Here is a 13,194-nt window from a genome sequence, read left to right as displayed (position 1 = left end):
TATTAATGAACCCCAAGCGCCTTATAAACCGCATCGACAGGGTCACTGTAGAAACTTACTTGGAACTTCGTGAATGTCTCCGCAGGAACTGTCGGGATATCCATTGCTGATGCCATTGGGATTAAAATCTTCGTTGCACCAGCTTCAAGAGCAACCTGCATAGAGCCAGCAAGGTCTTGAACAGGGTTGATAACGCCACCCAAAGTAATCGAGCCTAAAACCACCATAGACTCTTGCATTGGTTTAGCAAGCAGAGTAGAGCAGCTAGCAATTAATGCAGCAAGGCTAGAGCTATGAGAGTTTCCTGACATTTGTAAATCAACAAAATGCAGATGGAACTCATGATCAGAGAATTGATTGTTGGCAGCAATTCGTGAAAGGTTTCCTTTAAAATATTCAAAACCAACTTTTACTTGCTCTTTTGCTTCCGTATCAGAGCCTAATCCCGAGGTCGAGAGCTTGCCATTACCCGCTGTTTTTTGGGTTTCAATACGGAATACACCAAGCTTTCCAGCTTTCCCTGGACTAACAAAGTGAATTACCCCAGGATTTGGTGTCCCTGGAGCAATGATTTGTGAACCACCTTGCTCAGGAACATTCACAAAAAACTCTTCAAGTGAATCATTATCAATGTAAGAGAAATTCACATCGAAAAACTCCATACCACCGATTTTCTTAAGTTGTTCTTTTACTCGACGACGCACTTCCAAGGCGTAAGTTAAACAAACACGCACGTCTTCCTTGGTGTACTCACCATGAGGGACAAGTAACTTTAATAAGCCTGACGTTGTTCTACGAACCCCAATAACATCACGTTGGTTTAAGTTATTACCTAGCTTGAAGAACTTATCAATCGCATCTGCAAACGCATGTTTGCGCATTTCACGCATGTACTCTGCTAGGTAATCCGTAATTAGACCAAAGCGATTTGTGAAAAATTCAGGGCGCATTTTCGGGATTTCCCAACCAGGGATATAAGCATGAAAACGGTCAAAGAAAGCGGCATCAATCATTTCTTGAGGGAAAGGAGCGAGTAGGTGACTGGTTTTAACTAGAGTCTCTACACTTTGGTCAATGTTACCCACAAACACCATAGAGGCTTTTGCTTCAATCGAATCACGACCACGACTAAATGAGCCTGAAGCCATGTAGTCCTTCATGATCTGCACGCCATCCTTATCTTTAAATCGAATGCCAGCAACTTCATCAAAGGCAACAACATCCCACATGCCTACTAAACCAACTTGGCGTGAAGACATATTGTAGAACAGGTTAGCCACCGTTGTTTGACCACCAGATACCAGCAGAGAGTTTGGTGAACACTCTTTGTAGACGTGAGATTTACCCGTACCACGAGGGCCAAGCTCACACACGTTATAATTATTCTCAACAAATGGGATCATACGAGCCAAAATATGCCATTTAGCACGTTGCTCTAAATTTGCAGGCTCCATACCAATTGAACGCAGCAACAAATCTAACCATTGATCCATTGAGAAATTACGGCGGGCGTTAAACACCTCATCCATATTCATAGACGGCATTTGTATTGCTTTTAAACTAAGAACAGAGAAAGGGGATGTTTTTTGTCCCTCTTCAAAGAAATAGCTTAGTGTAACAATACACCAGATACCGCCCGTTAATAACTTCTCATTATCTTTAATGATGCTTGCAGGAATAACGGCATCTTTAATGCCGAGGTTCGATAAACTTGCTTCATAAACATCTTTCTTCTGATTCAGTTTTACCGAAATCTTATCAATGACTTTATGTGTACCACGTTCACGGATCATTGATTTTACTTTTTCAGCTTCATCAGGACGAACGTAGTTATCCGTTAATATCTTCTTAACACGCACCATACCTGCTTCGATAAGGTCATTATCCGTTGCAGAGCAATACATACCAAGTAGATACTCAAGCACGTATACAGGCACGTTAGCGCCTTCTTTTAGTTGCTTAGTTAAGTCTTTACGAACAACGCGACCTTTAAATTCAGAAGTCATTAGATCATCGAGGTCAATGTCTTTTGCTTCTTTAATTTCTTGAGCAATATTATCGTTAATCATTCATTATTATCCATTAAAAAAGGTCGTCAAAGTCATCTTGAATCGCTAAATCAATGGTTACAGAGTAACTATTAAAGCGATCACCTTGTTCAGTATCTAACATAACAAGTTTGTATGATGTTGTGCGATCAAAACCAGTGCCGTTTAAAGAGAGAATAGCACTACGTTTTCTGTCATCAGAATTATTGGATTCAGAATCAAACAATACTTGAGCCTTATTAGAGACAACTGTGCCATCAGGATCTTCAATCCAAATCGTTAGATTACGCTCTTTAAATTCATCACCAACAGCATTGGTTTGTAAGAATTCAATTTTTTCAGTGAGTGTCACTAAGCGGAGAGGGTTGCTCAAAGGAACCACGCCCACTTTTTGTTTTGCTGTTGTTTTTTGTTTCGCCGTTTTTAAATGCTCAATGCGCAAAACAGGAACACAAATCTCTTGCGGCATAATGCCACCGTGGATGAATTTAGCACCGCCAACAAAATTGAAACGGTTAGAACCACGAGGGATCATAAATTCAGCTTGATCACTATTAGAAGATAAGTTCGCCGTTACCGCCATATCTCCAGTCCAATAGAAACTGTCTTTTGGAAGTTGTTGTCCAATTAAGTAACGTTTCTTCCCTTCTACTGTGCCATGTGGCTTAACGGTAAGCGCAGTTTTGTCAGATTCAACCACATCGCTCGATTTAAATAAGAAGCCATGATCAGCCGTGACTAAAATACGATTACCATTTAACTTATTAATGATGCGTTCAATCAATAATTTAATTTGTTTAATGCCATCAGAGCAGGCTTCAAACGTTTGGTTCTCTGTTACGGCTTTATCGCCAATAGCATCGATTTGGTCGTGGTAAATATACACAACTCGTGCATCAGCAATGGCTTTACGGCCTTCATCATTACTCCAGTTAAGTACATCAGAAGATTTCACCGCGATACCACTGTATTTCTCAAGAACTGTGTTACGTTTTTCCAGGCCATGAGAGCTTAATCCATCAACTTTATAGGTAACGTCTTTACTAATATGCGCAGTCAGCTCTTGATGAGGAAGCAGAGAAGCCATTCCTAGTTGGGTATAACTTGGAACAACCCCAAGTTGAGAAGTGATGGTAGATTTAAAGCGTTGTTCCTTATTGATTTGTTCATGAATCTCATGAGCAACTTCATAGCGAAGGGCATCACTGATGATCACAAAAACACGCTTAACTTGTTTTGATTGGAAGATACGCTCAACTTCATTGTTATAGAAATTGTATTGGTTGAATATGCCATTAAATTTCCACGTATCTAATAGTTTTTCGCTATCTACGTGATTACCCCAAGCAATAGCAAGGTCATGCAGATACCAGTTAACATAGAGATCTTCGATACTTGCCACAAGTTGTGTGTTCTTTAAAATATCAGAGCCGTGGTGTGCGACTTGATTGGCGTTTTCACAGAACACACGATAAGCAGAATCAAACATAAACAATTCACTTTCATAAGCGCGATACAGTGCTCTTGCCGATTCAAACACGAATCCATCAATGTATTTTGCTTTTAAAGCATAGAATTGCTTGGCAGCTTTGAACGCTTGATAAACACAGGCGTATTTAGTGTCTACAAAGATTGGTTTAACATGACACCAGTGCGTAGTTAAACGATGTGAAGCGATGGTATTTACTTCTTCTTGCTCAAGAGTGTTGATATTTTTAGCAAGTAAAAGTGATAACTGTTTATCCGCAACTTCAAAGGTTTCTACATACATCAATTTTTCTGGTTTCGAGATAAGATAAAGTTTATTTCGAATTTCAAAATCATGTTCAATGCGTTTTGCAATTAGATTATAGCTGTCTTGATAAACACGGCTTTCACGTAATTGAACAACAAAGTTAACGACATGAGCACGGCGACCAGAGTTTATTCCGATACGGTCAATACTGTAACCCGCTTCAATTTGCTCATTGGTAAGCATAGGCAGTAGGTGAGAACTAAAGCTCTCTAAAACGGCATCCGTAGATGAGCATCCACTATTAACAAGAGATTGATGACACTCAGTAAATAATAATTTAACAGCAAGATCTTGTAATGTTGGTTGGCGATTTTCTTCTTGAGCTGATTCAATGATGTAGCCTAGCTCATCATAAGCGATTGACCAAAATGATTGCGTTAAATTGTATTTATCTAATTCATCTAAAAGTGAATCAGTATCAAAATCGTTAGCCAGTTGAGCGAACAGAGTTTGTAAAATATTCGTAAAGGTAGGTGTGTCCAGCTTTAACGTTGCTGCGATAAGAGCTAACTCTAATTCACGCTCAGAAGCGGATTTAGGTAAGATTTTTTTTAGACGAGCGACACGCTGCTTATTAGAAAAAAAGCCCTTAAATTTAGTAATAACAGGACGAAACTCCATGTTCATACCAATATCGTTTAATACCATTGAGCTATTGTCAGCGTAGAACTCTTGAGCATACAGTCGAATGTCATACAACCAATCGCGAATTGGCTCATTTGGTTTTTGTTGGCTATAAAGTAAAAATGCCGTATTTGGCTCTTTCAGCTCAATGCGATGTTTAACTTCAAGGTGTGAAAGTGCATCTATCTCAATGATAGTGGCAGGGCCATATGACGTGTCTAGCTGAAGAGAAGGGAGTTCATCAGTAAACTCCCCATCGGTATCTTGCCAAAAGACGAGACGACATTTGTCGAATTTGGCTTTAATGCCAGTAATTAGTTGCTCAATATTCATTATTCAATCTTCGCCAAAGTATAAGGCTGAGTTAAGTGGTAACTGCGAGTAGTTTACCACTTTAAATAATGAATAGGGTGCTTTTTGGCTTAGAACCTATCTCAATAGGCGTTGTCTGAGTTAAATCAACACTGATTGAAAATATTGTAAATGAATTCAACACAATACTTAATCTCTGATGCCATATGGGGAAAAGTTGAGCCGTTATAAAACGGTTTGATTGGAGTTCCATATCATGGATGCTTGCCAACCCTTAATTCTCCGTGTAGAGCTACTATTACTATTTAAAACAATAAGGTAAAATTATATGCATACCACGTAGTAAGCCATCATATAACATAGTTTCGTTATTGAGCACAGAGGTCAGTTGTTTTGCAAAATCAGAAAATTCTAATAATAACAAGTAGCTATGACAAAACTTGCTCCTATCTTATAAATAAGTTTCGCCACCTTGAGTTTTTCCGTCTAGATTTGGATAGATTCTCTGACTATCACATCACTTTTTCACTTGATGGCTTTAGAATAAGAGATGGGAATAACATCATCGATTCTGTATCGTGTGCATCTATCTACTTTCGAAAACCTTCATTGGAAAATCTTGATGGTATTTTTGAAAATCACTATCACACTTATATCCATAAAGAGACATACTCCTTTATCGAAGGTATTGTAGAAAGCTTTAGCGGTACTGTCCTCACAAAGCCATCCGTAATGCGTCGAGCCAATAACAAAGTGCTTCAGGCTTCTCTCGCTTCGCAAGTGGGATTCCATTTACCCGAGTTTGCAATTACAAATGATGCAAATTTATTAAAACATTTTTCTAGTAATGCAGGAATTATAAAACCTATTGCTCTAGGTGAAATAACATGTGGTTCGAGTAAAGAATTTGTCCAAACAAACTTGATAGATCCTACTTTTAAGGTTAACAATTTTGAATATTCACCTGTTTATTTACAAAACTTTATAGATAAAGACTTCGAAGTTCGAATCACCGTAGTAGATGGTGATTTTTTCCCCGTAAAAATTCATTCTGAAAATAACATAGACTGGAGAAAACCTAACAATAAAGTTTCTTATGAAGCTTGCTCAATACCATCAACTATAAGACGTAATTGTATTAATTTTATGGATCTTTGCGGTATGAAATTCGGTTGTTTTGATTTTATCGTGAAGAATAATGTCTGGTATTTTCTTGAAATGAACGCTAATGGTCAATGGGCATGGTTAGAGTTTGAAACAAAACATAACATCTCTGATGCCATCATTCGCTATTTGATGAAATAGTTAAGCAAAAAAGGAATTATCATGGAACATAATAGCAACTCTATTTGGTATAAACTTGGATTGTTTTTTTGTTGGATACTTAACATTTCACCTGTTCTCCACATTTCTCGAGATGAAGAATTTGATTCAATTAGTCAGCTCACAGATCTTCGAATTTCTATACTTTCTCTACCCTGGGCAGACAAGCATTTATACTTCATATCACGAACCAAAGAAAAGGGGTTTGAAATATTCTCAGTTCTTAAAATCTCTAACTTGCAATCGCCACGAAGTCGAAAAGAACTCCAAGAGTGTAAAAGTAAATTTTCTGAACTCACAGATGATGCCAGTGGCATAAAAAGTCAGTTAAGAATAGATTTTTTAAAACACAAAAGTATGGATTGCCAGAACAGCATCAACACACTTAACAATAAAGTGAATAGCTATATTGCAATAGCTTTAGTTTATGCAGGTTTATGTACATTTTTATTCAAATCGCTCCTTAAACTACCAGTTTCTACTATTAGTCTTGTACTATGGGGTGTTTTTAGTCTTTCTGTTATTTTCCTTATTAATGTTCTAGTTCTATTACGCAGATACTTACAAGTTAAAGGCGCAGAAAAAAGCATGTTTAGTTCTTTCAAAGAATTTCCTGACTGGAAAACGTTAGCTGAAGGAATATACATTGATTGGTTAACATCACAAGAAGAGCAGATTGCAGCTGCAACACTGGTAAAAAATATTGAAAAATACTTTATTAGAAGTGTTGCTTTAAGCTCAGTTCTACTTATAGCTGCAACTTTACAACCACATAGCTGGTTTTTAACCAAACCACTAGATAGAAATGGCTCGGACACAAAATTCGTTTTAGTCGATCATGAAGGGAACTTTTCCTCTCAAGAATTATTAAACCTATCAAAGTCTCTATCTCCCAATGATAAAGTGACTTTTATTTATTCCTCGTCAAATAATCTTGGTAAAGCGACAACAGCCTTTACAATTAAAGCTCTTGAACTTGTGGGGAAAAACTCGACAATAGAGCTAGATGACACTTTGTTTAACACTAAGTTATTAATAGCAAGTATGGAGGAACAACAATGAAACCTTACATTATGAATTATAGCCAGAAAGTAGAAATTTCCCCTGTTTCTGCTGTATGCACGCTCTCAGACACAACAACTCAGACATTTACGCTCGAAAACCAAGATCAAGATACTGTAAGTTTGGACTGGACTATACAGACAAATACCACTGAGCCAACTGACCACGATAGTGTTTACTTTTTAGATGAAACCACGATAACAAAAACCTTAGAATCGACCGACCAGGATCAACTACAACTTGACTCTACATATGAGACTCGAGTGTTAGAATCCAGTGATAGTGATGAGATCTATCTCGATACTACGCTCATGACTGAATCTCTTGAAGGGTTGGATCCTGATGAGATTTTATTCACTCATTAGACACAACTATCCTGTCATAGGGGGTTAAGCTAAATTTTAAAATCCCACTGTTAGTTCGGGGGAGATGTTTCCTATGTAATAAATTACCTTTGTGAGGAAGTAATGTCAGAAATATTATTAGATACATTTACGGCATTAGACTGGGATAACGCTATTAAAATTATCCCTGAGTATGATCATTCATATGAATTTCATTTGCATTCTTTGGTTGAGAAAGAACTAGTCCAAAATAAAAAGCATGTGTTGTCCATGATAGGAAAGGCACTAAGCCTTAAATTGCATCATCCTGAATTAGTTAATAGCCCTTTTACAAAAGGAATATTTTCAGCAACATGGATGCCTGAGGAGTTTTCACAAATAGAGCTTGAATTCTATGAAGCTATTTTGCCATTAACAGACGATAATTGGTTGAAAGCTAGGCTGGCAGACATCCTTTGGCTTTGGACAAAAAGAGGAAGAAATCCTGATTGGGCAAGGCTTGCTGTAGATTGTTATACCAAAGAAGATCTTTGTGCTGATGCTTGGCTATCATATCAAGATAAACATTGGGAACGTGCAATAAGACTCTGTTTACAACTAAATGATACAGTGCGTTTAGGTATTATAGTCGACAGATTAGAGAGAGAGCTTGATATTGAGCATGATGAGAACAAATTCATGGTGCTTTGGATTTCTAAATTGCTAGAAAAAACAGGTTGTATTTCTCAAGATTTGAATGTGTTTTTTACTCGACTTACTACATTAGCGGTAAAATTAAGAGATAAGGAAGACTACTATGCTTCACGTATGTTTATGGAGTTGGCGATACAGATTTCAGATAAATTTGATGATAAGTCTAAATGGTTAGAATCACAGATTTTCTTTGCTGATAGTTATGAAAACGAAGGTGATAATAGATTGCAGCGATCAGCAATGATTGCTAATTCGTTCTATGAACAATCAATTGAAGCTTATAGAAAGATCCCTAACAAATTTCGAGAAGAGCATAAAATTGATGACCATATTAGTGCGCTAAGGCATAAAATAACGTCATCAGGCGCTAAAATGCTTGATGAATTGAAGACGATATCATTTCCAATGCCAGATGTTACTGCCATAGTTGAAGGTTCAAAACTGCATGTTTCAGGAAAAGTGGATACACATAAAGCTCTGTTGTACTTCTGTGGGTTGAATGGTGCAGGGAGAGATATGGGTACAATGCAAGCAGAAGCATCAAAAAGTCTTGAAGCATCAGTATTTAAATCAATTATTAGTATGGTACATACTTCGCGTGATGGTCGTGTAATTGGTCACACGCCAGCGCATGATTTTGAAAGTAAAGAGGGTAAATTTAATAGTGTAATAAAAAGGCAATTAGTAGAAAACTATTTATTTAACATGAATTTTGTGACAGGGACTTCAATACTTCCAGCTTTAAGGCAATTATTAATCGAACATCATTTTTCCCGAGAATATTTGGAATCACTGTGCTTTCATTCACCGTTAGTTCCATATGGTAGAGAAAGAAATCTAGGATTGGCATTGTGGCTAGGCTTTGAGAATGATTTTTCTGCTGCTATACATCTCTTGTGCCCTCAAATAGAACATATGGTTAGAATCAAACTTAAAGAGGCTGGTGAGCATACGACGACTCTTGAACATGGTATAGAACATGAAATAGGGTTAAGTTCTTTGACTGAAAAAGGTAAATTTACAGAAATATTTGGTGAGATGACTGCTTTTGAGCTTACAACAATTTTTACTGAAAATTTAGGATGTAATTTTAGAAATGAAGTAGCGCATGGTTTATTGAGTGATAATGACGGTCAAAGTTACTATTCAGTTTATGCGTGGTGGTATGTGCTTCGTATGATTTGTTTTTCTTTGGTTAAATCTGATTAATATTAAATAATTATTTAGGTGTTTATCTTGAAGCCTATTATAAGATAGTGAGTGTTTTTTCCGAAAAAACAATAGGCATTACCTGATAAATACAAAAAAGCACAGCCCGAAGGCTGTGCATATCCAATACTAATTAAATGAGTTACTTAATCTTCTCTGGCGCTTTGCCGTGAATGGCTTTTACATCACTTAGCAAGTTGCCAAATTTGCCGTAGTTCACCTTAACGCCATCATCAAGATCTTGTGTGATCTTCATTTCGGCTAGGTGCTTTAACTCCTCATCGAACTTAACAAGCTCTGCTTGTTTTTTAGCGATGGTTTTCAGGTCTTTGTCAATCGTACGTTGTTCTGCACCCGTTGCCGTTGCTTTTGAATTGCCAAGCATATTCTTGCTGCTCTCAAGTTTACCCATTAGCGGCTGTTATTAACCTTCAACTTGCATATCAATAACTTGCTGGATCAGTTGGATAGCATAGGGAATGTCTGATAATTCATTAATTTTGAATCCCACATCGCCATTTCCCCAACGACCAAGGTTAGTTACGTCTTTACATAGGTTCTTTGGATCATGAATCTCGGTGAACTTACAGTTGAGAGACAGTCTTAATCCAGAAGCTTGAGGGACAACATCGACAAAGTTGGTATCCAGTTTGAAAGCGACATAAAGCTTCAAAAACTCTTGTTTCACGTTTTCGTCGAGGGACATGACTTTCTGGCTAAACACTTGGAAAAGCTCTTTTGAAGAACCTACAGCAATATACGGATGATCCGAAATAGTGTAAGCGGTTTTTTCGGTTGGTTGGGCTTGGTATTTCTCCAAAATTTCAGTGCTTAAATTCGGATAACTCCACACCGTCTGCATTTTGTCCGCGAGTAATTTAGAGCGATCTTGAATTGACTCCTTGTTCCAAGTCTCATGATTTCTTAAGCTTTGGTTTAGGGCTAGTGGACTGCTCGCGAAACCGCCGTCCATATCTCGCTTATCAGTAAAGAACTTGTCGCTTAACTCAGAGTTATAGCCTGTTAGAGTGAGATTACCAATGGTATGAACGTACTCCTCTTGTATTGATTGCCACTCTTCACCTAGTGCTTGCTGCCATTGGGAAGAAAGGTTTTTATTTTGCGGTAATATGTGTTCAATCGTGTAATTTTCAACACTAATGCGCTCTTTCTTATCGTAGTTTTCTAGTCGACGTAACCAATATGCTCGGCTACGTACGTTGTACATATCTTTATGCTGTAAACAGCGATTTAACTCAGTGTCTGAAGGAAAACGGCGATAAGATGCGAGATGAATTAGTTCAGCCTTAAAGCTTTCCAAATAGCTTGATTTGCGAATTGAACGAGCAAAGCTAGCGAATGTCTTGTTTAGCGAGTTCGTTGGAATGTCGCATACATAACGTCGGAACACATAGTTTTCAATCAGGCGCACACACTCAATGAACTCGTCGAGTGTTAAAATCTGACTATCGTAATCATGATATAACTCTAGTATCAATGGGTAAGATACATCTACTTTATAAGCGTTTACGTCTTGAAATGCTTCGAGTAATTTTTGTTCTTTTTCTTTTTCGAGAGAAAAGGCAATATAGTATTGAGCATGCTTGCGAACATCTGCCACGACATCTTCGATATCAAGATGTGAGCTACTGACATACTTTTTGAATGCTTCATAAACATCATTGATTCTTGGTGGCTTGTTAGTTTTAAGCGTCAAATAGTCGCGCATAAACTGATTAAATAGCCAGCTATACTCCCCGTTACCAAAGTCGCTTTCCATTGGGAACCAATATCTTTCATATAAAATATTTTGCTGTTTTGGCTCTAGTCCCATAAGTACGAAGTTACGGATCAGATCGGCTTGGCTTAAGTCTAAACCTGTTGAGTTAAGGCTTTCAAAAATAAGTTGTGGGTTATCTCTTTCACGATCTAAAGCAATATCTACAATGAGCAGTTTTTGTAAGCCTAGGTAGATCTCTGATACTTGCTCGTTATTAAGGCGATTCAACTTATTTTTGAAGAACTGGTAGTTTTTAATAACCCGAGACGTTGCATCATCATCGTGTTTTGCTTGATCGTCGATGATTGCTCTTAGCTCTTTATCATCGGCTTTTGTGAGTAAAAGTTTGTAATAGAGATCACCATCTTCGGCATCATTACAAAGATAATACTTCTTAAGCTTTTTAGCATTTGTACCATCAATGACAGGTGTATCGTCTGTATTACGGTCATTTAACTCTGAAACTAATGCAGCGATTAATAGAGTGGTGGAGGTTAGTCTCTGCTGACCATCAATCACAAGTAATTGAGGGACATCACTATGGCTGTAAAGTCCTCGCTCAACGTATACCACTGAGCCAATGAAATGAGCTTCAAGATCAGTTGTTCCTGCACGAACAATATCTTTCCACAATTGCTCACATTGTTCTTGAGTCCAGCTATATTGACGCTGATATATCGGGATGATGAATTGAGCCGATTTTTGTAAAAATTTGAATAACTTACTTTCTGTTGCCTTCATGGTTACACCAACTGAGTTTAATTAATTTTTATTATTTTCTATTATATTATGCACAACATTTTTATTATTTTCTATTATATTATGCACAACATTTTTTATATTTTTTACCAGACCCGCATGGGCATGGATTATTTCTACCGACTTTGTTTGAACTGGCAGGTACTTTTATTGATGCCATAAGTTCATTCCATTCGATTTCACTAGGCATTTCAACTGGCTTTGAAATGGCGACAAAATCTAGCTTGTTCAGCATTACTGGAAATATTTTATTGTTGTGAATAAATAGAGCTAACAATTCTCCAATTGATGGCTGGTAGAAAAATAGGTCAATTTGAATGTTGTGTTTTTCAAATAACTCTCTTTGATCATTAATGTTAAAACAAGAGACATAAATGCTGCTGTCAGAGTCAATAAAAGCCATTCCTCGGTGTTGAGGTAGTGCTTTCGCGACTAATAAGCTATCTGGTTTGTTGAGTATTTGCTGTGTTAATGTTTGATGAATAGCGTCATAGTCATTGCCTTCATAATTTATAGGGCTTAACTCTTTGTAGTTTAATTCAAGAGTTGAGAATTGGTGAAATGGGTCTAATTCAGGTTCTGGTAAACCTGCTTTTTCTATCATCGCATCGGTTAGGGGGATCAGATTATCTTTGATTTTTTCTGCATCACAATTAACAGGATGTAGTGATAGATAATGAGGATAATTATAATATTTCTCGCGTTGGTAAGATTGCTGGATATCTTTGTAGCCCTCACCAGGAATAGCAAGATTCATTAATTCTAACTTTTCGTAGGCTTTTACCATGAAGTTAAAGATAACAGGTTCAAGGTTGAAGAAATCACCAAAATCGATAAGTTGGCCTCGAATGCGGCTGATTTTGTTTTCTTCCCCGTGCTCTAAAGTTGGTTCGTGGTTGATAGCGAGATTGACAGTAGATTTTTTTACTAAGCAAACACGTAGTAATTCCAACTGCATACTTTTAGCAAATTCGATGTCGATGCAATACGCTTCGCCTAAAAACTCTCCTTGATGGACTGAGTAATTACGTAATGCTTTTAAAAGTAGAAACTCATCTAATTCGAATAATCCAAGTTTAGACATTGGATTTTTTCTGAGACGTTCGTGTAACTTATACGCTTCTTCAACCAAATATTGAAGACTTTCGAGACTTGATGACTGAGTATGTTGGTAATAAGTGTTAAAGAGTCTTGCTGCACAAGGCTGGATAATTGATGTTGTCATTTTTTTTCCATATAAAAAGC

The 13,194-nt window shown here is 37.3% G+C and carries 9 protein-coding genes; 4 read left to right on the top strand and 5 right to left on the bottom strand.

What is annotated here, in order from left to right; translation table 11 throughout:
- Nucleotides 1-2: 2 nt before the first annotated feature.
- Nucleotides 3-2,042, bottom strand: coding sequence for a protease Lon-related BREX system protein BrxL (brxL, locus tag PVK70_RS00175; RefSeq protein ID WP_199414899.1), 2,040 nt, complete (start codon nt 2,040-2,042; stop codon nt 3-5).
- A gap of 40 nt (nt 2,043-2,082) precedes the next feature.
- Entirely contained in the window at nt 2,083-4,800 is a 2,718-nt protein-coding gene (pglZ, locus tag PVK70_RS00170) for a BREX-1 system phosphatase PglZ type A (protein ID WP_130066622.1), read from the bottom strand.
- A 372-nt stretch (nt 4,801-5,172) separates the two neighbouring features.
- Between pglZ and PVK70_RS00165 the strand changes: the two genes are divergently transcribed.
- From PVK70_RS00165 to PVK70_RS00150, 4 genes are all read left to right on the top strand, one after another.
- The gene (locus PVK70_RS00165; protein WP_130049295.1) at nt 5,173-6,084 is read left to right on the top strand and encodes a hypothetical protein; all 912 of its coding nucleotides are present in this window, start codon (nt 5,173-5,175) and stop codon (nt 6,082-6,084) included.
- A 21-nt stretch (nt 6,085-6,105) separates the two neighbouring features.
- Nucleotides 6,106-7,164 carry a hypothetical protein gene (locus PVK70_RS00160; RefSeq protein ID WP_130049296.1) on the top strand — a complete coding sequence of 353 codons (1,059 nt, stop codon included), beginning with the start codon at nt 6,106-6,108 and terminating at the stop codon, nt 7,162-7,164.
- Nucleotides 7,161-7,529, top strand: coding sequence for a hypothetical protein (locus PVK70_RS00155; RefSeq protein WP_130049297.1), 369 nt, complete (start codon nt 7,161-7,163; stop codon nt 7,527-7,529). The genes PVK70_RS00160 and PVK70_RS00155 overlap by 4 nt, the downstream gene beginning before the upstream one ends.
- Nucleotides 7,530-7,631: 102 nt before the next feature.
- The gene (locus PVK70_RS00150) at nt 7,632-9,410 is read left to right on the top strand and encodes a DUF4209 domain-containing protein (protein WP_130049298.1); all 1,779 of its coding nucleotides are present in this window, start codon (nt 7,632-7,634) and stop codon (nt 9,408-9,410) included.
- Nucleotides 9,411-9,552: 142 nt separating this feature from the next.
- Here the strand turns inward: PVK70_RS00150 and PVK70_RS00145 are convergent, their stop codons facing one another.
- The 3 genes from PVK70_RS00145 to PVK70_RS00135 form a co-directional block, all read right to left on the bottom strand.
- A complete protein-coding gene (locus PVK70_RS00145) occupies nt 9,553-9,795 on the bottom strand; it encodes a hypothetical protein (protein ID WP_130049299.1) in 243 nt (80 codons plus the stop codon).
- A gap of 39 nt (nt 9,796-9,834) precedes the next feature.
- Nucleotides 9,835-11,931 carry a DUF262 and DUF1524 domain-containing protein gene (locus tag PVK70_RS00140; protein WP_130049300.1) on the bottom strand — a complete coding sequence of 699 codons (2,097 nt, stop codon included), beginning with the start codon at nt 11,929-11,931 and terminating at the stop codon, nt 9,835-9,837.
- Between the two features lie 79 nt (nt 11,932-12,010).
- Nucleotides 12,011-13,174: a YecA family protein gene (locus tag PVK70_RS00135; RefSeq protein ID WP_242504822.1), complete on the bottom strand. Its 1,164-nt coding sequence runs from the start codon at nt 13,172-13,174 to the stop codon at nt 12,011-12,013.
- Between the last annotated feature and the right edge of the window lie 20 nt (nt 13,175-13,194).

Origin of the sequence: Aliivibrio sp. A6, assembly GCF_028765505.1 — a bacterium.
Taxonomy (GTDB): domain Bacteria; phylum Pseudomonadota; class Gammaproteobacteria; order Enterobacterales; family Vibrionaceae; genus Aliivibrio; species Aliivibrio finisterrensis_A.
This window is presented reverse-complemented; position numbering and strand designations above follow the sequence as displayed.